Below are 23,934 nucleotides of genomic sequence, written 5' to 3'. Positions count from 1 at the left end.
CCTTAAAAATTATCTTGTAACCTCTTGATAATAAAATAAATGGATCTAATAATAGGAATTTACTCAATAAGATGAGTAAATTTACGCAGTATAAAGAGTAAAGTGTATGAGTTATCAACGATCAGAGAAAAATCAGATACAAAAACGACTTCACGATGAGCCAAGAATGTTTATCCAAGTGATTTATGGCCCACGCCAAGTTGGTAAGACTACCCTAGTGCGCCAGATCATGAAAGACATCAATTGGCCCAACACACTCATTGCTGCGGATGCTGTGCCCGCAACGGATAGAGTTTGGATAGCTCAGCAGTGGGAGGCTGCGCGTATCAAGCAAAGCTCGGCTCCGGAGACACCCTATATTTTGGTGATTGATGAGGTGCAGAAGATAGATAATTGGAGCGAGCAGGTGAAAGCAGAATGGGATAGGGATACAGCAGAAGAGCGCGATATCCGCGTGGTGCTGCTCGGATCTTCGAGGTTGATGCTTCAGCAAGGCTTGACCGAATCACTCGCGGGGAGATTCGAATCCACCTATCTAGGGCACTGGTCTTATCGGGAGATGAAAGATGCATTTGGGATCAGTCCTGAAGAATTCATCTGGTTTGGAGGCTATCCAGGGGCGATTCTCCTAAAAGAAGACGAAGACCGCTGGAAGAATTATGTTAGAGATGCACTGTTGGAAACCAGTATTTCTAAGGATATACTGATGTTGACGCGCGTGGACAAGCCGGCACTGATGAAGCGCTTATTTGAGATAGGCTCATCTTATTCAGGGCAGGTGCTGAGTTTCACCAAAATCATGGGTCAGCTAGCGGATGCGGGTAACACCACCACGCTGGCCAATTACCTGGAATTATTGAATGAAGCAGGTTTGCTCAGTGGATTGGAGAAGTACAGCCCCAATCTCGTTCGTAAGCGTTCCTCCAGTCCAAAGTTCATGGTGCACAATACGGCAATCATGTCGGGGATTTCTAATGAAACTATCCACACGCTACAAGCTGACCATCGGGCCTGGGGTCGATGGGTAGAGTCTGCCGTGGGTGCGCATCTGGTCAATCAATCCTTCAAGGAGCGAAAATTGCACATCTATTATTGGCGGGAAGGAAACGATGAAGTAGATTTCGTGGTGGAGTATAAAAAGCGAATTATTGCCCTAGAAGTGAAGACTTCCAAGGTCGGTGGACTAGCTGGTATGAATGCTTTCACAGTTTCCTATCATCCAGAAAAATCACTTGTGATCGGTACCGATGGTATCCCATGGGTGGAATTTTTGCAGATGGATGTGCTTGACTTATTCACTTAAAAGACAGCTGATTGGCTGTCTTTTTTTTATGGGTTTCACTGCAGAGTTCGCACAGAGATTACTGCTTTCAACAAAAAAGGATATCTAATATTTAGCTTTAAAAGGCAGGGCATTATTTCAATTTTTAGCTCTAAAAATGCAAAATTCTTCCTTAAAAATTATCTCGTAAATAGCTGGTATTCAGTTGATAAATTCATATTTAAATATTTTACTCAATACACTGCGTAAATTAACTCAGTATATTGAGTAAAATTTAAATATTAATAAGAATAACTCACCCGAGAGCCTCTTTCAGGATCCAATTCAACATTCGCGAAAACGCCAATCTCTTGCTGCAACTCTTCCACATGAGAGATAATTCCTACGATTCGGTTTTCATGACGAAGTGACTTTAGGGTTTCAAAAACCACTCGAAGCGCATTTTTATCCAAGGCTCCAAACCCTTCATCCATAAAGAAAAAGCTTTGATCTGCTTGATTGAGTGCTTTTACTTTTTCTGCTAATGCCAATGCCAGACACAGCGAAGCTTGGAAAGTCTGACCTCCGGAAAGTGTCTTAAGCAAGCGATTTTTGCCCCCGTTCAAATAATCAATTACCCAAAACGTATTGTCCTCGTCGATATCCAAACTCAGCTGATTTTTGCACAACTTCATAAAACGTACATTTGCTGTATTGCAGAGCTCCTTGAGGTAAATCGAGCTGACAAACTTCACAAAGCCACTGCCTCGGAACATGTTGTCCAGCTCCTTCAGGTAGCTTTCGCGGATTTCTAGCTTCGCAAAATCAGCCTGTAGTACCTTCTTTTCAGCTAGCTTGGCTGTGGTTTCCTGAATTTCTTTGTCAAGTAAAAGGACTTGGTTTTGGGAAGATTCAGCGGTGATTTTCAATTCATGGAATAGGGTCGAAAGCTCCTGAAAAGCTTCTTCTTGAAATACCAAAACCCCTTCCTCAGCTTCCAACTCTTGAATTCTATTCGCTGTGATTGCCAACTTTTGGTCAAATTGGGAGATCTCCAGCGCTACTTTTTCTGCGTCTATCGATTGCTGAAACAAGCGGATTAAATGTGGCTCATCCGTAAACCCATGCTGAATTTTCAGTGACTCAAAGTCTGAACTGTATTTTTCAAGTTTCACTAAACTTTGGTCTCGGAGTTGAGTGAAATTGATCAAGTCGGCGGCATTCTTATCAGCGGCTGAGCGCTTTTCACGCAGGTGCTTTTGCTTGCCTTCTAGCGCTTGGAGTGCATCTTCTATATCTTTCTCCACCTTGTCTATTGCCGATTGGATTTGGGAAGTTTCTTTGGCGAAAAACTGCTTGCAGAAAGCCATGTCTCGGATTTCTTCTTTTTTGGAGGAAATATTGGATAGCACAGACTGCAATTTTAACTGCGCCTGTTGAATCTCTTTTTCGGATTGCTCAATCAACACGCGGTCTCCATCCCAGTTTTTTCTTAACCTTTTTACCTCCTGCAAAATGCGCTCTCGGGTCTGACTGCTCTGTTCTATTGCCTGTATTTTTGCCAAAAGGGCTTCATGAGAATCGATTGCTTTTTCAGTGAGCTTACTTCTCAGTGAGGCTAGATTTTGATCCAACTCTTTGATTTCAGTAGTTTTGGAGGTTGCATTTTTTTGGAGGTTTTCCAGTTGGAACAACAGTTCTGCTAGCGAAGATTTAGAAGTTTGTATGCTTTCCAGCCTAAGTTTAGCCTCCTGAATCTGAGCTGATTTTTGTGCTAATTCCGTCTCTCCTTCACTCTCCAGGGGGTTGGGATGCTCTATAGCGCCGCAAAGTGGACAAGGCTCACCATCATGAAGAAGATGCACATGCGCTACGAGTCCCTGTTTTTGTATGAGTAGATCCCGTTGCTTCTCTAGTTCTTGAATCTCAGTTTTATGAGAAGAAATCCAGCCTTCGAAGGAATCTTCCGTGCTAGGAACCGTCGAGGTAATCTGATTAATTTTGGATTGAATGCCGCTAGCTTGAATGTTAATTTCAGTAGCGTCCGATTCATTTCTAGCTAATTGATTTTCCAACTGCTTCCATTCTTTCGCAGAACTCATCAGCATAGCCAAAACCGAACTATCCGTTGTGCTGAGTTTCTCCGCTTCAGCTTCCAATTCGCTAATCTTAGTCTCTAAACCTTTTTGAGATAGCTTTTTGGCGTCTATTTGAGGTTGCAAGTTTGATACACTTTCGGTTGCTGTCTGACGTTGTGTTTCCAGATTTTGAATCTCTATGACTTTTTTCAAATCTCTGATTTTCCCTTCCCGCTGAGGTCGCTCTCTATTCTTAATTTTAAGTTCTTCTTCTTCTTTTTCCAACTCAGCGACTTCCTTCGCAAACTCAAGCTTGAAACGCTCGCTGTCAATCACGCTTACTTTGTATTTTTCAAAGTCTGCTTTAGTATCACGAATATTTTCCCAAACAGGACGTAGGTAGGTTTTAGCAGTGATAAATTCGGAATGCAACTTTCGTTGTTTTTCTATCTCTGGACGCTGTAAAAGCAGACTTTCTCGATCCGCCTGGAACTTCAGTAACTGCTGGTTTTTGGTACGGAGATTTTCTTGAATGCGAATATCAGTTTCAGCTTTTTTCAGTTTAGCAGCTGCTTCTGTGGCTTGTCCGCTTAACGCTACATATTGATTTTGCTTTTCCGTAAGGATTTCTTCTGAGAATTCCTCCAAGCCCTGAAGTTGTGTTTCGAGTCGGATTTTCTGCTCCCTCACAGCTTTGAGTAGTGTTCCTGTTTTAATTGAAAGATCGAAGCGTTCCAGTCCGAACAGTTCCTTCATCATCTTGGCTTGATCCATCGGCTTTTGATCGATGAATTCTCGGAATTTTCCCTGCGGGATAATCACCGTCTGCTTGAAATGCTCTTTTTTCATGCCGATGATTTCCTCGGCTTTTGCAGTGATCGGCTCCCAGTTGCCAGCTACTTTTTCATAAAAAGTATGCTCTGCAGGTTTGATGTCCTCGTAATTTTTCGAATTCCGCTTTGCAGAATACCGAGCTAAATAGGTCTTCGCGTTATTTTTTCCAGAACTGAATTCGAAGTTCAACAGCAAATGATCAGACTGCAAATTGACCATGCTGTTCTTTTCTCCACGGTCAGAAAGTCGCTCTGTACTTCCGTAAAGTGACAGGAGAATAGCTTCCAAAATGGAGGATTTTCCTGATCCTACCGCGCCAAAAATCCCAAAAAGCCCCGCTGCCGTCAGCTTATCAAATTCTATCGTCTGCTTCTCTTTGTAGGAATACAATCCCTGTATATCGAGTTTAATAGGAATCATGCTTGGTCGTTTTGGCTGATGACTTCTTTGAAAATTGCGAGCAGTTCTGCATTTGGCTCCTGACCTTTATCACTTTGGTAGAAAAGCTTGAACAGACTTTCCATATCCTTTCCGAGGTCTTCCACTTGCAGACGTTGGTTGGTCTGTCCCAGTGGATTTTTAATCTGAGGAATCAAATTAACGATGCCATCATGCGCTTTCATAATGGCTTTCCGCGTGGCCGCTTCTATGCTGCTTTCGGTCAGGAAGGTCAATTCCACGAAGCAATAAGGATTTTCCTCTAGCCAAGTCAAAGTGTCGGAAAGATTATCAAAAATTTTGCGATATAGTGGACGTCCTTCTTTTAAACCGACTGGAGAATAGATTACTGGCTTTCCAGGTTCGGCTTCGATGATGACCACTTGCTTCTGTTGATCCGCTTCGCTAAAAGAGTAGGCGAGGGGCGAACTGGAATACACTACCGGGCAATGCTCGTGTCCAACTGAATGGTAGCGATGCAAATGACCCAAAGCTGCATACTGAATCTGAGCCGGTATATTTCTGGTGAAAAGTGCCTGTGTTCCGCCTACGTGAAGAATTGGACGCTCAGACTCTGGTTCTGGCTCGGGTGTTGAACCTTCTTTCATAAAGAAAAAGTGCCCTACGAAAAGATTTACTCCTTGCTCATCGCAGTACTGATCTGCGATTTCCTTCCAATTTTCTGCCATCAAATTGCGGAACTCCTCCTCACGATCTCCTTCGCCGAGATAGGTTTTCATAGAAACTTCATTGGCATAAGGAGCCAAAATAACTCGAACAGGAAAGTCAATTTGCGGCAATTTCATTTCCACAAAACCTTCACCAGATTGAATGATTTCTATGCCGTTGTCAAGCTTTCCAGTGGGGATGATGGTGTCATATTTTCCATAGAAAAAGATTCCCATCTCACGAGCGAGGGGATCTGGAGCTTCGACGAACTGGGTGCTGTCATGATTTCCTGAGATGGCGATAATTGGTCGTTGCCCGCCTTTTGAAAGCCGGCGAAGCGATTTGTAGAGCAATTCCACCGCCTCATGGCTAGGATTGAAGGTGTCAAAAATATCTCCAGCTAGCAGGATCAAATCTACGTTTTCTCGATCTGCTATTTGCTGGATTTCTTCCAAAACCAACTTTTGCTCCTCGAGCCTGGAGTATTCCTGAAGTCTTTTGCCTAAATGCCAATCTGCGGTGTGGAGAATTTTGATCATTTGTTTGGTCTAAAAATTATGTTTTTCTCTATGTTGATACTTAAATTACACCAATTGATTTTCCGTTTGTTTGGATGGCTGGGAGACCGAAGACGGAAGACCAAAGAAGCATTGAAGCTAGTGTTTGAAAGTGTCTAAGTAGAGTTTTTTCCTTAAGTATGCACTAGCGATAAAACTAAGTTACTCCGCGAGAAGACTTACTGCAAGGCATTTGATACAATTGACATAAATTGGCATCTTTATTGAAAATGCAGGCGAAATTCAAATTACCTATGTGGAATTGGCTTCTTATTTTGGTGGCTTCGCTAATACCGGAGCCGACTCAGCCCCCATTGGCTCCTGATGCCTTGCTGATTCAAGAAGGAACTGCTAGTTTTTATGGGCGAAGATTCCATTTAAAAAGAACCTCCAATGGGGAGATTTTTCACATGGATAGCCTTACTGCCGCACACAAAACTTTACCTTTTGATACTTGGGTAAGAGTATCCCGAGAAGATACGGGTGATTTTGTCTGGGTTCGGATAAATGATAGACTCCCCAAAACTTCGAAGCGAATCATAGATTTGTCCCGTAAAGCGGGGACTCAGTTAGGCTTGCTGGAGGATGGAATAGCAAGAGTAAGAATAGAGGTCGAGAATCCCAGTGAGATTGAGCGGCTGATAGAGTACTTTGGAGACAATCCGCCAGCGACTATGAGGTTGCGGCCAGTGGATGAAGCTATTACACCACCTGTTGTTGAAATGGATAATTCAATTCCAGTTTTTTACAATCATTAACATCCCATCCGATTTTTTCGTTTTGATTTTGAAAGATTAGTTAGTTTCTTAAGGTCCGAAACTACTACCTCGATGAAAAACGTAACCCTCACACTTTTAGGTTTCTTAATTATTCTGTCCTCAGCCTGTACCGAAGAAAAGGAAAAAGTCGAAGAAGCTCCCACAGAATCCTTTCGCAACGAAGTTGCCGCCACTGAAGTAAACGTAGCCACCGCAGAGCGCAAAAGCTTCGATTACCTCATCAATGCCACCGGCAAACTGGAAGCTGGAGCAGAAGTTCTCGCTGTAATAGAGCAAGCTGGCTATCTCCTTGAAGTGAATGTCCGCGAAGGTCAATTCGTCGCCAAAGGAGACGTCATCGCCAAGCTGAATCCCACGGAAGCGGAGTTTAGATTGGAAAAAGCGAAGATTGCACTCCGCAATGCGAATGCAAACTATGAATCTGCCAAGTTTGGTTATCCTGATTTATTTTCATCTAATCGAACAGATGAAATGGCCGTAGTGGACGAGCAGCTCAAAGCTAAGAACGGGGTGTTTCTCTCAGAAGTAGAGCTCAGAGAGGCGCAGATGGCCTTTGACCGAAGCGTGGTAAAGGCTCCGATTGACGGTCAGATAGCAGATCTCAAGTATAGAGCTGGGAGTTTAGTCGGAGCAAACGAAGTGCTTTGCCAAATCTTAGGAACCAGCCAGTTCATTCTAAAAGTAAAGGTTTTAGAGTCTGATATCAGCCTTATTTCCATCAATCAAAAAGCAGAAGTTTATCCTATCTCAAATACCCAAACCGCCATCAGTGGTAGCGTAACCGGCATCAATCCCAAAGTGGATGAGAACGGATTGGTGCAGGTTTCCATCACCTTGGCAGCCAATAAAAGCCTCCTTCCAGGGATGAATGCACGGGCGATCATCCGCGCTCCGCAAAATAATTCTCTGGTCGTTCCTAAGGATGCACTCGTCTATAGATCGGGCAGAGCGGTAGTTTTCTCCATAGAAAACAAGGAATCGAAGTGGAACTATGTAGAGGTGGGCAAGGACAACGGGGAGGAAGTTGAGATTCTTGATGGATTGGAAGAAAACAGCACAGTAATCACTTCCAACAACCTGCAACTTGCGCATCAGGCTCCGGTTCAAATCGTAAAAGAATAGGCCATGGTTAGATTTTTACTGGCCCGGCCGATTGCAGTTTTTATGACTTTTATGGCGCTGATGGTGTTTGCCTTCATCGTCCTTCGTACGCTGCCTATTTCGCTTTTGCCTCCGATTGATGTGCCGCAGATTGTGGTCAAAGTCTCTTATCCCAACGCCTCTCCTGAGGCTATCGAGCAAAATGTACTCAGCCCAATTCGTGAAGGTTTGATCACACTGAATGGCTTGGAAGAGATGGATTCCAAAGCAGGTTCGGAAGTAGGAACCATCCGCCTGACCTTCGACTACAGCACCAAGATGGAGCTGGCTTACATCGATGTCAATGAGAAAATAGACCGCATGACCAATGGCCTTCCTGAGGATCTTGGCCGACCGGAAGTCATCCGTATCAACACCTCAGATATTCCCGTCGCTCGAGTACAGGTGGTGCCAAAGGAAGGAGCAGATGAAGTGGAGGTTAGTTTGCTTGCAGAGAATGTCCTGAAGAAAAGGATAGAGCAGCTTCCAGGAGTTTCTCTGGTGGATATTAATGGGAAAAAAGAGCGGATTATCACGGTAAAGCCAAATGAAGAAGCTTTGTCGGCCTTAGGCATGACCCAGCAAAATGTAATCGCAGCGATCCAATCCGGAAATGCTGATCTTGATGGGATCTCCGTGAAAGACGGACAGTTCCGCTATTACCTTCGTTTGGCTACCCGAGTGGATTCTCCTGAAGATATAAAAAGTCTGCCAATAATGGCTTCCTCCAAGGTGGTAATCCCGTTGGGAAAATTGGCTGAAGTCACCTACGAGACACAGGAAACACTGGGATACCATCTTTTCGGAACGCAGGAAAGCTTGGTGATAACGGTTCATAAGCAGGCTTCCGCCAAAATGAATGAGCTGATTCCGGCGCTCAAAGATGCGCTGGAATTATTCAAAGAGGATTACGAATTGGTGGATTTTGAGCTCACTCAGGACCAGTCCAATCTATTGAACGCGGCCATTTCAAACTTGGAAACTTCCTTGCTTTTCGGTGGAGTCTTCGCTTTTGCAGTGCTCTTTCTCTTTATGAAAGATTACAGACTTCCGTTGATCATCGGGGTGAGTTTGCCATCTTCTTTGCTGATCTCATTCTTAATTTTCTACTTTTTCGACCTATCTATTAATATCATTTCCCTCTCAGGTTTGGCACTTGGGATTGGGATGCTGATCGATAATGCGATTATCGTTTTGGATAATATCACCCGAAAGCGGGAGGCAGGTTTGTCGATTTTCGAAGCTTGCGTGGAAGGCGTGGACGAGGTGATGGGAGCGCTGGTCAGTTCTGTGTTGACGACCTTGGCGGTGTTTGTTCCGCTGGTTTTCTTGAGCGGGATTTCCGGAGCCTTGTTCTTTGATCAGGCAGTAGCGGTGACGGCGATTCTTTCGGTATCGCTTGCGGTGGCTTTTATTTTGCTTCCTATGCTTTATTACCTTCTCTTTTCGCGAAGCAAAAAAGCCTACGATGATGGAGAGGGAGCGTTTTTCACCAGAGTTCTTGGATTGTATGAGTTTGGCTATCGCAAAATAACGGGTAATAGAAAGGTGGCTATGCTCATCTTTTTGTTACTGATTCCACTCGGTTTGGCAGTTAGTCTGTTGCTCAAAACAACTGGTTTGCCGGAGATCGAAAAGCTGGATGCTACGCTGGATGTGGATTGGTCTGAGCCGATTTCGGCTTCGGAAAATAGAGATCGTGTACTGACTCTTTTAAAAAGCATGGAAGGAAAATACGATCAGGTGGAAGCTGACGTGGGAGTGAAGCAGTTTTTGCTTTTCGATGGGGAAAACTCCATCCAACAATCCTTACTCTACTTTCTTTTCCCATCGGTAGAAGAAAAAGAAGCTGCGATCAAGGAATTGGAGGCTAATCTGAAGCAGAATTATCCGGAAGCATCCTTCACACTGGGTGATGCGCCAAATGCTTTTGATCAACTATTCAATTCCAACATGCCTTTTTACGAAGTGCGCTGGAAAGATCTAGGAGCGAAAGAGCCTGTGCCTGAGGAGAAAATGGATCCGTGGTTGAGCCAATTTCCAATACAAGAATGGGAGCGAGGACCGGGTTTGCAGAAGGAAGCCTCGGTGGTTTTTACGCTGCGAGCAGATAAAATGGCAACTTATCAAATCCCTGTGGATGCGGTGCAAAATCAGATTGCGAAGCTTTTTGGTACATACACCATCACGGATATTCGACGATTTGGAGAGATTACTCCGATCAGGTTGAAGGAGCCAAATGCGAGATTTGAAGATTTACTGAGGAATACCCGAGTGATCGTGTCAGATACGACTTCATACATTTTGGGTGAATTTGTGGAGTACGAATACGAAGATCATTACAAGTATGTGACAGCCGATAAGGGCGGAATCTATCAATCGCTCAATGTAACGGCTGAGAATCCGGATGAAAATGCGAGTTCATTTATTCGCTGGGGACAGGAGAAGAATCTAGGCGTCACAATGGTAGGGCAGTATTTCAGAGATAAGGAAAATATCCGTCAGCTGATCGGGATTTTACTGATATCGGTGTTGCTACTTTATTTCATTCTAGCTGCGCAATTTGAGAGTTTTATTCAGCCCTTGATTGTGGTGTTTACCCTTCCACTTGGAATAGGCGGAGCATTTTTGGTGCTATGGATTTGCGGAGCTTCGCTGAATGTGATGTCTGCCATCGGACTAGTCGTGATGCTGGGAATCATGGTGAACGATGCGATCCTGAAGATCGATACGATCAATCGACTTCGCCTGACTTATGTAGAATCAGATGATATTTCAGCAGGTGAAGCATTGGAAATGGCGCTTCATAGAGCTGGGCAGATTCGTCTGAAGCCGATTTTGATGACTTCGATTACGACAATTTTGGCCTTGATTCCAATTGTGTTTAGCTCGGGACTTGGTGCAGATTTGCAGCGACCTCTGGTTTATGCGGTGATTGGAGGTTTGACGATTGGAACACTTACTGCCTTGTATTTTGTGCCGTTGGCATATTGGTTTACAGTTTCAAAGAAATCTCTGAAAGCGACTTAATATGACTCCATTCAGAATTCTGATTGTCTTTGTAGTCGTGTCGATTCTAGGATTGGCGGTGATCCCTATGCTCTCTGTGGACTTGAATCCAAAGGAACGCTCGCCTATTATTTCTGTCAGCTATGGGATCAACAATGCTTCGCCTGAAATCGTGGAGAAACTCGCGACTTCTCCCCTGGAAGGGGCTTTTTCCAGATTGACAGAACTGAAGGAGATCAATTCTACCTCAAGTTACAATGGTGGGTATATCACGCTGGTTTTCGACAAGAACGCGGATATGGAGATGAAGAAATTTGAGATTTCTGCCATGGTCAGGCAGATTTATCCTCAGATGGATCAGCGGGTTCGATATCCCACGGTGACTCAGTCTTCTCAGGCGAGATCGGATGACAAAACCCCGATTTTGACCTACAGTGTCAATGGGCCATTTGCTTCTTTTGAAATCAAGAAAATAGCCGAGGATATCTTAAAACCGGCCTTGACTCGCTTCGAAGAAGTGGAGGAGGTGAACGTGCGTGGAGCAAATGACCTACAGCTCTATGTGACTTACGACATTCAAAAAATGCAGGCTTTTGGCGTCACCAAAAGTCAGTTGGACAATAGTGTGCGCAGTGCTTTTGGCATGACATTCCCCGGAGCTGTGATGAATAGTCAAGGGCAAACGCTCTTTGTGCAAGTAGATCGCTCGCTGAAGGATAAGGATCAGCTGGAAAACTTGGTGGTGAGTAAGATGGAAGGAAATGAAGTGCGCCTTCGTGATGTTGCTAGGCTGACGCTCGAAGAAGCCGAACCGACCAGCTACTTTAGAATCAATGGCAATAACTCGGTGACGCTATCGGTCTATAATCGGGACGGAGTGAATAAGGTCTTGCTGGCGCAAAACTTAAAACTAGCGATAGAAAGTGCGGGGAAGCAATTGCCGGCTGGTTTTGAGGTTCGACTGGAAAATGACGACACCGAATACCTAGAAAAAGAGCTGAACAAAATCTACAAACGCTCAGGACTTTCAATCCTGATTTTAATAGTATTCATTTTTCTCATCAATAGAAATATCAAGTACCTGAGTATTCTCTTTTTAGGGATTTTGGCAAATCTGAGCCTTTGCGCCATCGTCCTCTATTTTCTTAAAGTAGATATTCACCTGTATTCTCTGGCGGGCTTGACGATTAGCTTTGGTTTGATCGTGGACAATGCGATCATCATGATCGATCACCTGCATAAGCATAAGAACCGTCGGGTTTTCCTAGCACTTTTAGCTGCTTCGATGACGACTATCGCAGCACTGATGATCGTTTTTTTCCTACCTGAGGAGGATCGTAAAAATCTGACAGAATTCTCGATTGTGGTTTCTGTGATGTTGGGGATTTCGCTTTTGATAGCCCTGGTATTTACCCCGGCATTCTATCAAGTGATGTTCAAAGAGTCGGTGAGTCAGGGAAGGAAATTGACTTTACCGAAGTTGAGAAGCCGGGCAAAAGCTTTGCGAAGCTATGAGAAAGGTATCGCATGGACAGCGAAGTATAGAAAGAGCTTTATCGTGGTGTTGATTTTACTTTTTGGTACTCCGATTTTTTTTCTCCCCGCCAAATGGGATGAGCATGAATGGTATAACAAAACGGTGGGTAATACCTTCTACCAAGAGGAAGTGAGACCGTATGTGGACAAAGCGCTGGGCGGGGCGATGCGGATGTTTGTGCGAGGGGTGTATGAGAAAAGTGGCTACCGTGAAGCAGCCAAGACGCGCCTTTATGTGACTTGCCAACTCCCATTCGGGAACACTCTAGACCAGATGGATTTCATCATGCGTGAGTTTGAGTCCTACCTGAAAGACGTGGAAGGGATTGATCAATTTGTGACTACGGTGAGTGATGGACAGCGGGCGAGGATAGAGATTACTTTCAAAGAAGCTTATGAAACTGGAGCTTTGCCTTATCAGCTGAAAGGAAAATTGTCTGTGAAATCAACTGATTGGTCTGGTGCGCAATGGAATGTGTATGGGGTTGGCCAAGGCTTTTACACCGGTGGATCTAGTGATCAGATTCCTAGCTACCGGGTGAAAATGATGGGCTACAACTTCGATGAACTGGAGCGGCAGGCTAATGTGATGGCAGAAAAGCTTTTGGCACATAAGCGAATCCAAGAAGTAAAGACAAATGAGCGAGCAGGATATGGCGAGCGAAAAACGGAGGAATATGTGCTGCGCCTGGATCAGAACAGAATGGCACTTGGGCAAACCAACCAATACGAAGTGATCACTGCCTTGCAGGATATGTCCAAACCTCAGGGAGCATCAGCTATGTTGACTCTGGAAGAAAAAAACTATGGAGTGATGATTCGGGAACGCAAATCCAAGGATTTTAGCAAGTTTGACATGGAGCAAAAAGGCTTAATCGGAGGAGAAAATCGGGTGTTCAAAATCTCTGATTACGGCACGCTAAATAAGGAGACTACTACAAATTCTCTTCATAAGGAAAATAGGCAATACATCCGTATTGTGGCTTTTGAGTACATGGGTTCGGGGAAGTTTGGGCAAGAATACCTCGATGAAGTGCTGGCTGAGATGAAGAAAATCATGCCGATTGGCTATGAAGCCAAGAAGGATTCGTATAGCTGGAACTATGAGCAGCAGAAGCGGCAATATTCGCTTTTGGGATTACTTATCATCGGGATATTTATGATCTGCGCGGTGCTGTTTGAGAACTTAAAGCAACCGATTTACATCATTGTGATCATCCCGATCAGCTTTATTGGATTGTTTCTGATCTTTTCACTTTTTGATTTTTACTTTGATCAGGGCGGTTATGCGGCCTTTGTGATGCTAGGAGGTTTGGCGGTCAATGCTGGAATTTTCATTGTAAATGATCTGAACAATCGGGAAAAAGGGATTTACAATCGAAATGTGCTGAAGTCCGTAGCTGGCAAGGCAATTCCTATTTTGTTGACAATTATGTCTACCTGCTTCGGGTTGATTCCTTTCATCATGGAAGGGCAAAATGAGGTGTTCTGGTTTTCGCTTGCGATCGGGACTATTGGCGGATTGGTGTTTAGTATGATTGGGGTGTTCTGGGTGTTGCCGGTGTTGCTGTGGAAAAAATTTCTTGAGGAAAAAATATCTCCCGCTAAAGCGCCAAAGCGCAAAAGGAAATGGTTTTTCTCGCGGCGGCGCGGCGAAGTAGCGTTAGATAACGGTTGAGGTGACTGCCTACCGGAAGGCAGGTCATTCCAATGACGAAGGAGGAGGAATCTCTTCGAAGGTGTTGAATTGATATATTTTCAAGGCGGTGGAGGAATAGGGCTGTACCTAACGGCACAGCTGAAATAATCATCCTGTTGTATTTCTACCCATAGTTTGCCCCTAAAGGGGCGAGAAAAAAGATAGATTCAACAAAAACTGGTGAGAAAAAAGATAGAAGGAGGTAGGATCACCAATCAATAGGTGTGTTTGAAGGAATGCAGCTACCTAAAAAAATGTGTGTGACATATCTAGCGTAAATCCCGCTTTTAGTAGTTTTCCAGGATGAAAGGGAATTTGAATTTCAAACCTTGTCTTTAATGAGTTAAGCGCTATAGTAGGTATCTATCAAAATAAGTTTGGGTAGGTGTGAAAGTTGTAAAACTTATTTAATTCTAGATGTTAACAGCAGTATTTGGTGCTCTTTGATGCCTTCATAGAATTGGCAGATTTCAAGAGCGTCCCTTTAGGGACTTGCTATCGGTAGCTTAAATTTATATAATTTGTAACCAGCCGTGCCTTTAGGTACGGCCCTAATTTTTCAAATCATGGCAAATACCTACACACAAATTCACATTCAAGCTGTTTTTGCAGTTCAAAATAGAAAATCGCTAATTCAACCAACTTGGAAAGATGAGCTGTACAAATACATTTCAACTATAGTTTCAAAATACGATCACAAGCTGTTGCAAATAAATGGAATGCCAGACCACGTTCATTTGCTCATGGGTTTTCGACCAACCCAATCACTCTCTGATCTGATGCAAGAAGTAAAGCAGGATTCTTCAAAATGGATCAATACAAAAGGGTTCACAAAAGGCAAATTTATATGGCAGGGCGGTTTTGGCGCATTCTCCTACAGCAAAGACCAAGTTCCAAGAGTAATTAATTATATCCAAAATCAAGAAAAGCATCATAAGAAGCAATGCTTCCTTGATGAATACGAAAGACTATTGAAAATCCACGAAATCGAATATGATAAACGATATATTTTTAAACCGGTGGAGGAATAGGGCTGTACCTAACGGCACAGCTGAAATAATCAGCCTGTTGTATTTCTACCCATAGTTTGCCCCTAAAGGGGTGAGAAAAAAGATAGATTCAACAAAAACTGGCGAGAAAAAAGATAAAAAGGTAGATTGTAGGATCACCAATCAATAGGTGTGTTTGAAGGAATGCAGCTACCTAAAAAAATGTGTGTGACATTTCTAGCCTAAATCCCGCTTTTAGTAGTTTTTCAGGATGAAATGGAATTTGAATTTCAAACCTTGTTTTTAATGAGTTAAGTGCTGTAGTAAGTATCTATCAAAATAAGTTTGGGTAGGTGTGAAAGTCTTAAAACTTATTTAATTCTAGATGTGAACGGCAATATTTGCTGCTCTTTGATGACTTTATAAAATTGGCAGATCTCAAAGCCGACTCTTTAGGGACATACTATGGGTAGCCTTTCAAGCAAAAAGATCGTTATCCAGAAATCATTTGGATGAAATGTATAATCCCCACCACCTGAATATTTTTGGCCATCGGGTAATTTTCTTCTCTGGGAATCACGACGTGTAATTTCTCTATCCCCAAATCTTCCATTGCTAGGTAGGTGCCTTTGGTGAGATTGGGGCTAAGGCTGAATTGGATTTCTGCGGCTGCAAGCCATTGGTTATTACGCCTGATCAAGAGGTCAATTTCTGCGCCATCGTGTGTTTTATAGTAGTACATTTCGTCATCGGATTTCAATACGGCCGCAGTTTGATTGATGACAAAAGCTTCCCATGAACTGCCCAAGACAATATTTCCAAAGATGCTGTCCATATTCTTGATCCCAAGCAGATAGTGCAGCATTCCTGTATCACGGAAGTAAAGCTTGGGTGATTTGATCAGTCTTTTCTTCGTGTTGACTGACCAGGCAGTTAACTCTCTCAATAGAAATGCATCCAAAAGAAATCCCAAATATGTCTTGATGGTAGGTACAGATAAGCCTAAGGATTTGGCATAAGTAGAATAGTTGAGAATTCCACCATGCGCAGAGGCAATCATCATCAAGAATTGCCGTGTTACCATAGGATCTGCTGGTAATCCATATTGTGGTAAATCCCGCTGGATGTAACTCGTGGTGAAACTGCGGTACCAATCTTGGACAAAGTCCGAATCCTGTGACAAGGCAGGCTCAGGAAACCCTCCATAAATCCAGAGATTTTGTATTGTTATTTTTCCTTCTATTTCCAAAATAGAAAGGGGAGTCATTTCGAGGTAGTTGATTCGGCCGGTCAAACTTTCGGAACTTTGGCGAAGTAAGGAAGGTGAAGCAGATCCGAGAATTACAAATCTCCCCGGTTTTCTATTTTCATCAATGACTGCTCGAAGTAGTGGGAAAATCGCAGGATGATGCTGGATTTCATCGAGGATGATGGTTTTGTCTTCATTTTGGGAGAAAAATAACTCAGGATCTTTGAGCTTGTTGATGTCTGAATTCTTTTCGAGATCAAGATAAATAGTGTTTGCATCAAGCAATAACTGTTTTGCGACAGTAGTTTTACCTACTTGCCTAGGCCCTACAATTCCTGTGACAGGAAAACGAGCAGTTGAATTTAAGAAGAGGGTTTCTATTAATCTCTTTATCATCCCCGTAAATTTAAAAATAAATTTTAAAAATACGGGGATAAGTCAATTTTCTTTATCGCATTGTCCTATAATCCACAGCTTTCCCGACTAACTTAGAAACTTAACTCATAGCTATGACTAAATCCACTTTTGTTGTCCTTTCCACACTTTTTGCAATTATACTTTTCTCCTGCTCCGAAAAAGAAACCACTTCAGCTCCAACTAGCCCAATTCAAGAACTTCAGTTTGAGGTCTATGATTCGATTAGGGTGGATTTGCTAGAGCCGGTTACCATTTTGGATTACCATCCCTCAAAGGATCTATATCTGATGAAAAATACCAGAGAAGGAAGGGTGTTTCTGGTCAATGGAGAAGGAGAAATCCTCGAAAAGCATGAACTAGGAGGAGAAGGACCAAATCAGATTCAACAATTTTTTGAGGGGAGGTTTTATGGAGACACCGGCTATGTCTTTAAGGAGCTTTCTATGGAGATGCCTTATCACTTCTTCGACGCTGATTTTAATAAAACCAAAATAACAAAGGGCACGGTGAAAGAGATGATGATGCTTTCCATCAATTCCAATAAACAGAGTTTTGCAGTGTATGAAGAAGTTGGGAAATATAAGATAGTAGGAGAGGAACCGAACTCCTTCTCTATCGCTGATATCGATTTGGAGACCATTGGAGCTGATTTTTACAATAAGGTAAATTCAGGATTTATACTTGATTTGGATCAGGACTCCATTTACTACCTAAATGTATATCCTGATGACTGGACTTTTAAAAAGGAACAAAAGTGGATCGGGGCAACTCATCCAAGTTTATCCTTTAACCCAACTACCAAAACCCTGGCCTCCTTACCGCAAATGGGGAATCAACTTGGTATTTATAAGTTGGAAGGAAATACCGCTGTTTATCAATCAGCAGTAGAATTGAACCATCCTGATCGGGATGAGTATGAGGTAGCTCTTGATTTGAATGGATTAGTTTACCCTGGGTTTAACGATATCAAAGCTTTTGGGCCATATCAGATACTTACATTTTTCACTCCCATGCCCGAGGATATTTTCAATGGATTTAGGGCTAAATCCGAAGAATATTTCAGGGATCCGGAATTCAGAGAAGCTCTCAGTAAGTACAGAAAACCCCGCTATATTATTGTCAAAGGAGATCAGCAAATCGGAATCCTCAATGAGCTTCCAGTGGCAGGTGTTGTAAATTTTGGTTTGCCGGACGGTACGCTACTCATCAAAGCTGCTGACGGAGAAGTAGAGCGGGATTATAATCTGTTTTATAAGGTGAGGTTGGTGGAGGAGTGAAACTTGTTGTTACTTGATTAGCAGTTAATTAATTTTTAAACTAATGATTTTATTTTTTCCATAAAAAATTGTTCAATTTACTTGCTTTTTTAGTCTGGGAGGGGTAGATTTCAAACGAAATTTCAAGGTTACCGGTAAAAGAGAATTTTTAGGGATTTTTCCTTCCCTGCACGATGCGAATGGGATATACTTAATTCTTTATTGATTATGAAAAAATTATTAGTTGGGTTGACTTTTAGTATGGTCTGCTTTTCAGCTTATCCGATGAAGCCAGACGTAATTTATTCTGTTTGTGGAACTCGTGCTGCAGCTAACGCTATGAACGATGCGCGATTATTAAACTGCGCAGGTACTAGAGTTCTTATAGAAGATCATTGTAGTGGAGGTGGTATTACTATTTCATATTACATGATATTGGAAGAGGATGGGGATTTTAGTGCATGTAGTGGTAATATGCCAACTTTAGAATGAAAATAATATTTTCTAAATTTCTTTTCCGCTTATATTAATACCTTTTCGCTTAACGTAATCTTCATTGTAGTTAAAATTTAAAGGTTTTTTTTACTGAAGAACTTAATTTGGACTTCGGAAAAGTGGGCATATCCTCAGATGTGCCCTTTTCTATTTCTCCCCTTAATAAAAAAAGGATGAGTCATTTTTGGTTTTTAATTCCTTCTATAGGCGATTAGACACTGTATCATTTAGCCCAGAGAAAATGAGGCTGGTACCTGGTGTGGAGGTTCCCAAAGAGGGACCGGGTAGTATTCCTGGTTTTGCTACCTTCAATTATACAGAGCACGGAATTCTTTTCTTTACAGCCAATGAGTTTTACTATTACAAGGATGGTGAGACGGTTAAGATGAAAATAACTAAGGCTCTTGATGATGGTACTGGTTCAATCAAGTCTATTGTGGAGGCTGGAGGAAGTGGGATTTTTCAACCGGTTTCATTAAAAGGAGATTATCTTTCCTTAATTATCAAAGATTCACAAGGGGAAAAGTTTACTTTGATGATTTATGATTTTGAATCCTTTACACAAATACCGTTTGGATTTGATTCCGAGCAGCTGAATAGACAGAGGATTTCTTTTGAATTCGGTAAAGGAGCCACTGTGTCAAATGCTTATAATCCTTATCTAAAGCTCTCGGATTCTGTGATGATAGTTTCCTATCCGTTTATGAATAAAATAAGTACGGTGAGGCTAGATGATCTGAAGCAAGCGGATTTCTTTCCTGAATCTCAACTGTTCAAATCTCAAAAGGACAAGCCAATAGAAAGTAGCGAAATAAAGAGTTTTGAGGAATTTTATGAATCCAGCTCGAAATGGCAAAAGGATGTGAATTTTGGAGCTATACATAGGCTAAATAGCCGATTGTTGTATCGCATGGTTGGTGCTGGTGAAAAGAAGTCTCGCAAGTTGGTTTTAGAATTATTCAACAATTCATTTGAAAAGGTAGGAGAATTTAACTTGAAAGCCATTCATGCCGATCTGAAATGGTTTCACATTACCGTAGAAGGAAAAATCTTAATTCAATCTTCCAAAGATCCGGATGAAGATATATTTAAGTATTATCTGATATCTGTTGATCCGATTTAAGGAGATGTTGGGTTGGTGCGGATACTTTGGATCTTTATCTTAAGGTTCTCAAACCTACATAACCCATGAATACCTCAGATTCCCGTAGAGATTTTCTCAAGAAATCCGCTCTGCTAGGCACAGGACTAAGCTTGGCTGCTGGTTCATCACTTCAGGCTTTTGCCGAAGTTTCCAAGGCTAAAAACAAACTTCCAGCCTGGAAAGGCTTTAACCTACTCGATTTTTTCTCGCACGATCCCAATGGAGGCAGGCCGACCAAGCCCGAATATATCCAATGGATCGCCGATTGGGGATTTGATTTTGCCCGTATTCCTATTTCCTATCCAAGCTATCTGGATATAGATCGAAGCAGGCCTATCCTTCCAGATGAGGTGTTGAATTTTGACGAAAGTCGTTTGGAGAAGGTGGATGAACTCGTCGAGCGCTGTATCTCTCAGGGTTTGCATGTGAGTTTGAATCTGCATCGAGCACCTGGCTTTTGCATCAATGCGGGTTTTGTAGAGCCCTATAATCTTTGGAAAGATCAGGAGGCTTTGGATGCCTTTTGTGCGCATTGGGAGATGTGGGCCAACCGATACAAAGGAATTTCCAAGAAGAATTTGAGCTTTGATTTGGTCAATGAACCCTATCAGCGTCTCGACCCCAATGATCAGCATAGCCCCGGAGGACCCGTTGATATGCTCGATTATCATCGGGTGGCGGAAGCTGCGCTAAATACCATCAAATCTGTGAAGAAATCCCGATTGGTAATCGCCGATGGAAACGGTGGAGGCGGGACAGCCATGCCTGAGTTGGCAGATTTGGAGCTGGCGCAAAGCTGCAGGGGATATCATCCTTTTCCAATATCACATTATAAAGCAAGTTGGGTTTATAAGGACCCTTCAATCGTGCCGCCAGTTGATTGGCCTTTACAGCAAGGAGAGAAAATACTTGATATTGAAAACATCCGCGAGTACTATGCGCCTTGGAAAGCCTTGATCGATCAGGGAGTTGGCGTGCATTGCGGAGAATGCGGTGGCTATAATGAAACTCCTCATGAGGTATTCCTCAGCTGGTTCGGTGATGTGTTGACCGTTTTAAAAGAGAATGGTATTGGCTTTGGAATCTGGGAATTCTCAGGAGCCTTTGGTGTATTGAATTCTGGGAGAAAAGATGTGCAATACGAAGATTGGTATGGAGAGCAGCTGGATCGAAAGTTTTTGGATTTGCTGAGGGCTCAGATTTGAATGGTCGCTGCTGCCTCGATAAATGAATCCACTCACCATAATTAAATGGAGACTATCTGCTCTCGCTGTTAGTGAAGACACTAACAGCGGCAGGGAATCTCCCAATTTTCATATCCCTCAATCTCTAAATCTCAACCGCAACGAATGCCTCCTCTTTCGAAATTGTTTACCGAAGCCATGGCTCTTGTAGAGTAAGTATGTAAAAAAGACAGGAGAGTGATTATCTTTTTAACTCTTCTCGTCAAGAATTGCATCGTGCTTCCGTCTTGGTGATTTGATTCACTCTAACATTTAGCTAGCCGACTTATTTTCTGAGGATTGGAATTTAAACTCTTTCTGTTTTTTGAGCAAGTGCGCTGAAGCTTTCCTACCAAGGTGATCTACAAAAAACAGGTAAGTCTCAATTCAATTAGATTCAGAATAGAATCATTGAAAAAGGTTGAATTCCTTAGAATTCGGCCTTAATGGAATTAAGGTTGAGCCAAAGTTTATTCTTTGGTCGTTTCAATTACTCCCCGAAAATACCCGATGGATTCGGCAATCCCCATAAATGGGTTGTTTTGATTTCTCTCATGCTCCAGGCTGCATACGCCAGTGTAGCCAACTTTTCTGATCATTCTTACCATTGCCGGAAAGTCGATGACCCCACGGCCTACTTCGAGTGAATATCCCTCTTTGGTAGGGGCAGTCACGTCTTTGATGTGCATATCGAATACGCGGGTGTGGTATTTTTCCATATCGGCTACAGGGTCTTTTCCGTTTCTTGTGTCATGGCCAATATCCAGACACATCCCAATTCTGGGATCCAGATCTTTGGTGTGGTTCCACACATCGTCGGCATCGGGATAGATTTTAATATCTGGTCCGTGCAAATGAATGGCGAATTTGAAATCATACTCCTTCACCTTTTTATCGACATAAGGAAGCAGCTCCACATTAGGAACGCCCACGATCAGCTTCACCCCAACTCTTTTTGCATAATCAAATGCCCTGTCAACTTCGGCCTCGGATTTCATGTAGATAGGACCCACAGCGTACCCTGTGACATCATTGGCTTTCAGTTTTTCATGAAAAGCAGCAATTTCATCATCAGTGCTTGTCATTGGCAAATGAAAATCTTTGATGCAGAGATAATGAACATCCAAGGCTTTCAATGTTTCGAGTGTCTTGTCCAGGTCAAACTTCACAAAGGTGTATCCAGCAATTCCTACTTTGAATGTTTCGCCTGTTTCAGGCGGTAACTGTGGTCCAGGTCTGTTGTCCTGTGCTTTGCAAAGCATCAGAGAGAAGGCGAGTAAAAAGGTAAGTAATGTTGACTTCATAGCGTTTTTTAAGGGATTATTATCAGTCAATTTAGTAAATGCTAAGCAAATAGAGGTCTTGAGGTTGACCAAGACTACGGAATCGTTTGCTTTGGTTGGGGAGGGTGATCTGAGATTAAGTGTAGTTTCCCACCCGGAATGCTGGCCTCTCCCTAAAAAGTTTCACTGAAGCTTTTTTACGTAAAATGAATTTGTAATTCGATTTGATTAAGTTAGCTTGAATTGGTTTCCGATTTCAAATCGGTTATGATAGTTGGGTAGGACGAGGCGTTAAAAAAAATCATTCCGTGAATGATTTTAGCCTAGGACCGGTTTGAAAGGTGGGAAAACTACAGCCAGTGCCACGAGCGACCAAACTTCGCCTAGAGAGGATTAGTTTTGTTGACATTATTGTGTCGTTCTAAAATAGCCTATGACGGTTAACTATAAGCGTGGTGCGGGGTTTCGGAGCAATTCACTGTCCGCATACCGAAAAGTTTATTTAATGTAAGTGATTTCATATCAGCACATTCTCCCGCATTACGTATAGCCATTGTTGGCAACAGTTACCTTTTCTTTTCTGAATATGCAATCAGGTTAACAGCAAAGGTTGCAATATCAGGGTAATTACCTGAGGTATTTGATAAAACTACAATCACTGTTTTTGATTTCGGTATTATCATCAGCTGGCTTGTACATCCTGTCTGTCCACCACTATGCCCTATAACCAAGTTTTCATTGGGTGGTGGGCCATACAAGAACCAACCTAATCCATATTTATTTCCATCATATTCAACGGGTTCTGTTTGAGTCATTTTATCAAGTGTCTCTTGTTTGATATACTTACCTTCAAGCAAAGCATTTCCAAATTTCATTACGTCTTCTAAGGTGCTATAGAAGCCACCACCTGGTATTCTATTACTTAAATCATTCTGCTTTCCTTCTTTTGCTTTTCTTCCGTTATTATGATAGAGGCAAGACTTATTTGTGTAATCATCATTAATTTCTTCGATACCTGTGTTGTTCATTCCCGCAATATCAAAAATATTTTTTTGCATATATTCTTGATAGCTTTTTCCCGAGACTTCTTCGATTATACGACCTAATATGACATAACCATAGGTGGTATAGAAGTATTTAGTTCCGGGTTCAAACAATAGGGGTCTTTCAATGAATACACTCATCGCGTCTTGTAATGTGTTGTAATGATTTGTATTCTCTTTCTCTTTTTCTCCTTGATATTGAGGAATTCCTGAGGTATGAGCTAATAACTGTTTAACAGTAATCTGTTTTTTGTCTTCTGGCAAATTCTTCAAGTATCTTTCAATAGGTGCATCAAGTTCAATCTGTTCCTTTTCGACTAATTGCATTATAGCTACTGCGGTAAAATTTTTAGCAATAGACGCAATCCTTGTAATAGTTTTTGTAGAAAAAGCTATTTCATTCTCCTTGCAGGTAAGTCCTTTTGAACTTGTCCATTGGATTTCACCATCAATTGAGTATCCCGCCGTAATTCCAATGTTTTCTTTTTTACCCGTTAAATCGGTTAATCTTTCATCAGGGTTAAAATCTTGTGCGAATAGATTCAATGCCGATATGAACAGAAATAAAGTCAAAATGTATATTTTCATAATCATCTGATTTGTTCGTTTTAATTGTTGCCAACGGTTTGCAGCTATACGCAGGCAGGGATTCTAACCACTGAACTTCCTACGAAGAACTGAACTTTAAATTTACCACTTTCCTGCCCGACGAAGCAAGAAACCACTTCTTACGAATAGGTGATGTAGTGCCTTCGTTGTTCTTTTTCGTCCTTTTGTTTGTCGGTCGTTTTGGTCGTGCGGTTGGACAGACACACTCTTTGCCAAGCTTGGGTTT

Annotated in this window: 15 protein-coding genes; 10 read left to right on the top strand and 5 right to left on the bottom strand. The window is 42.3% G+C overall.

The features are described from left to right. Positions 1–106 precede the first annotated feature (106 nt). Entirely contained in the window at positions 107–1,303 is a 1,197-nt protein-coding gene (locus ABJH64_RS03065) for an ATP-binding protein (protein ID WP_348273901.1), read from the top strand. A 260-nt stretch (positions 1,304–1,563) separates the two neighbouring features. Here the strand turns inward: ABJH64_RS03065 and ABJH64_RS03060 are convergent, their stop codons facing one another. Continuing rightward, entirely contained in the window at positions 1,564–4,593 is a 3,030-nt protein-coding gene (locus tag ABJH64_RS03060; RefSeq protein WP_348299395.1) for an SMC family ATPase, read from the bottom strand. Then, complete coding sequence (gene sbcD / locus ABJH64_RS03055) at positions 4,590–5,819, bottom strand: exonuclease subunit SbcD (protein ID WP_348276212.1); 1,230 nt, start codon at positions 5,817–5,819, stop codon at positions 4,590–4,592. Before sbcD ends, ABJH64_RS03060 begins: the two co-directional genes overlap by 4 nt. A 272-nt stretch (positions 5,820–6,091) precedes the next feature. On the opposite strand from sbcD, the gene ABJH64_RS03050 reads away from it, so the two are divergent. The 5 genes from ABJH64_RS03050 to tnpA all read left to right on the top strand — a co-directional run bounded on the left by ABJH64_RS03050 (position 6,092) and on the right by tnpA (position 15,031). Continuing rightward, the gene (locus ABJH64_RS03050) at positions 6,092–6,595 is read left to right on the top strand and encodes a septal ring lytic transglycosylase RlpA family protein (protein WP_348276213.1); all 504 of its coding nucleotides are present in this window, start codon (positions 6,092–6,094) and stop codon (positions 6,593–6,595) included. A gap of 72 nt (positions 6,596–6,667) precedes the next feature. Next, positions 6,668–7,738: an efflux RND transporter periplasmic adaptor subunit gene (locus ABJH64_RS03045; protein WP_348276214.1), complete on the top strand. Its 1,071-nt coding sequence runs from the start codon at positions 6,668–6,670 to the stop codon at positions 7,736–7,738. A gap of 3 nt (positions 7,739–7,741) precedes the next feature. Further along, positions 7,742–10,786 carry an efflux RND transporter permease subunit gene (locus ABJH64_RS03040; RefSeq protein WP_348276215.1) on the top strand — a complete coding sequence of 1,015 codons (3,045 nt, stop codon included), beginning with the start codon at positions 7,742–7,744 and terminating at the stop codon, positions 10,784–10,786. Between the two features lies 1 nt (position 10,787). After that, the gene (locus ABJH64_RS03035; RefSeq protein WP_348276216.1) at positions 10,788–13,979 is read left to right on the top strand and encodes an efflux RND transporter permease subunit; all 3,192 of its coding nucleotides are present in this window, start codon (positions 10,788–10,790) and stop codon (positions 13,977–13,979) included. Between the two features lie 587 nt (positions 13,980–14,566). After that, positions 14,567–15,031, top strand: a complete 465-nt coding sequence (gene tnpA, locus ABJH64_RS03030; protein ID WP_348276217.1) for an IS200/IS605 family transposase — start codon at positions 14,567–14,569, stop codon at positions 15,029–15,031. A 451-nt stretch (positions 15,032–15,482) separates the two neighbouring features. Here the strand turns inward: tnpA and ABJH64_RS03025 are convergent, their stop codons facing one another. Next, a complete protein-coding gene (locus tag ABJH64_RS03025) occupies positions 15,483–16,634 on the bottom strand; it encodes an ATP-binding protein (RefSeq protein ID WP_348276218.1) in 1,152 nt (383 codons plus the stop codon). A gap of 113 nt (positions 16,635–16,747) precedes the next feature. Between ABJH64_RS03025 and ABJH64_RS03020 the strand changes: the two genes are divergently transcribed. The 4 genes from ABJH64_RS03020 to ABJH64_RS03005 all read left to right on the top strand — a co-directional run bounded on the left by ABJH64_RS03020 (position 16,748) and on the right by ABJH64_RS03005 (position 20,755). After that, a complete protein-coding gene (locus ABJH64_RS03020; protein ID WP_348276219.1) occupies positions 16,748–17,932 on the top strand; it encodes a hypothetical protein in 1,185 nt (394 codons plus the stop codon). A 207-nt stretch (positions 17,933–18,139) separates the two neighbouring features. Then, a complete protein-coding gene (locus ABJH64_RS03015) occupies positions 18,140–18,403 on the top strand; it encodes a hypothetical protein (protein WP_348276220.1) in 264 nt (87 codons plus the stop codon). 244 nt (positions 18,404–18,647) lie between these two features. Continuing rightward, complete coding sequence (locus ABJH64_RS03010) at positions 18,648–19,529, top strand: hypothetical protein (RefSeq protein ID WP_348276221.1); 882 nt, start codon at positions 18,648–18,650, stop codon at positions 19,527–19,529. A gap of 65 nt (positions 19,530–19,594) precedes the next feature. Beyond that, positions 19,595–20,755, top strand: coding sequence for a cellulase family glycosylhydrolase (locus tag ABJH64_RS03005; protein WP_348276222.1), 1,161 nt, complete (start codon positions 19,595–19,597; stop codon positions 20,753–20,755). A 488-nt stretch (positions 20,756–21,243) separates the two neighbouring features. Here the strand turns inward: ABJH64_RS03005 and ABJH64_RS03000 are convergent, their stop codons facing one another. Both ABJH64_RS03000 and ABJH64_RS02995 read right to left on the bottom strand, forming a co-directional pair. Further along, positions 21,244–22,077: a sugar phosphate isomerase/epimerase gene (locus ABJH64_RS03000; protein ID WP_348276223.1), complete on the bottom strand. Its 834-nt coding sequence runs from the start codon at positions 22,075–22,077 to the stop codon at positions 21,244–21,246. 545 nt (positions 22,078–22,622) lie between these two features. Further along, a complete protein-coding gene (locus tag ABJH64_RS02995; protein ID WP_348276224.1) occupies positions 22,623–23,687 on the bottom strand; it encodes a serine hydrolase domain-containing protein in 1,065 nt (354 codons plus the stop codon). Positions 23,688–23,934 lie beyond the last annotated feature (247 nt).

Origin of the sequence: Algoriphagus sp. (assembly GCF_039969895.1) — a bacterium.
Classification (GTDB): domain Bacteria; phylum Bacteroidota; class Bacteroidia; order Cytophagales; family Cyclobacteriaceae; genus Algoriphagus.
This window is presented reverse-complemented; position numbering and strand designations above follow the sequence as displayed.

What these genes read in the sequence shown, in the direction of transcription:
- ABJH64_RS03065 (WP_348273901.1), top strand. Translation starts at nt 107, where the DNA reads ATGAGTTATCAACGATCAGAGAAAAATCAGATACAAAAACGACTTCAC.
- ABJH64_RS03060 (WP_348299395.1), bottom strand. Translation starts at nt 4,593, where the DNA reads ATGATTCCTATTAAACTCGATATACAGGGATTGTATTCCTACAAAGAG.
- sbcD (WP_348276212.1), bottom strand. Translation starts at nt 5,819, where the DNA reads ATGATCAAAATTCTCCACACCGCAGATTGGCATTTAGGCAAAAGACTT.
- ABJH64_RS03050 (WP_348276213.1), top strand. Translation starts at nt 6,092, where the DNA reads ATGTGGAATTGGCTTCTTATTTTGGTGGCTTCGCTAATACCGGAGCCG.
- ABJH64_RS03045 (WP_348276214.1), top strand. Translation starts at nt 6,668, where the DNA reads ATGAAAAACGTAACCCTCACACTTTTAGGTTTCTTAATTATTCTGTCC.
- ABJH64_RS03040 (WP_348276215.1), top strand. Translation starts at nt 7,742, where the DNA reads ATGGTTAGATTTTTACTGGCCCGGCCGATTGCAGTTTTTATGACTTTT.
- ABJH64_RS03035 (WP_348276216.1), top strand. Translation starts at nt 10,788, where the DNA reads ATGACTCCATTCAGAATTCTGATTGTCTTTGTAGTCGTGTCGATTCTA.
- tnpA (WP_348276217.1), top strand. Translation starts at nt 14,567, where the DNA reads ATGGCAAATACCTACACACAAATTCACATTCAAGCTGTTTTTGCAGTT.
- ABJH64_RS03025 (WP_348276218.1), bottom strand. Translation starts at nt 16,634, where the DNA reads ATGATAAAGAGATTAATAGAAACCCTCTTCTTAAATTCAACTGCTCGT.
- ABJH64_RS03020 (WP_348276219.1), top strand. Translation starts at nt 16,748, where the DNA reads ATGACTAAATCCACTTTTGTTGTCCTTTCCACACTTTTTGCAATTATA.
- ABJH64_RS03015 (WP_348276220.1), top strand. Translation starts at nt 18,140, where the DNA reads ATGAAAAAATTATTAGTTGGGTTGACTTTTAGTATGGTCTGCTTTTCA.
- ABJH64_RS03010 (WP_348276221.1), top strand. Translation starts at nt 18,648, where the DNA reads ATGAGGCTGGTACCTGGTGTGGAGGTTCCCAAAGAGGGACCGGGTAGT.
- ABJH64_RS03005 (WP_348276222.1), top strand. Translation starts at nt 19,595, where the DNA reads ATGAATACCTCAGATTCCCGTAGAGATTTTCTCAAGAAATCCGCTCTG.
- ABJH64_RS03000 (WP_348276223.1), bottom strand. Translation starts at nt 22,077, where the DNA reads ATGAAGTCAACATTACTTACCTTTTTACTCGCCTTCTCTCTGATGCTT.
- ABJH64_RS02995 (WP_348276224.1), bottom strand. Translation starts at nt 23,687, where the DNA reads ATGAAAATATACATTTTGACTTTATTTCTGTTCATATCGGCATTGAAT.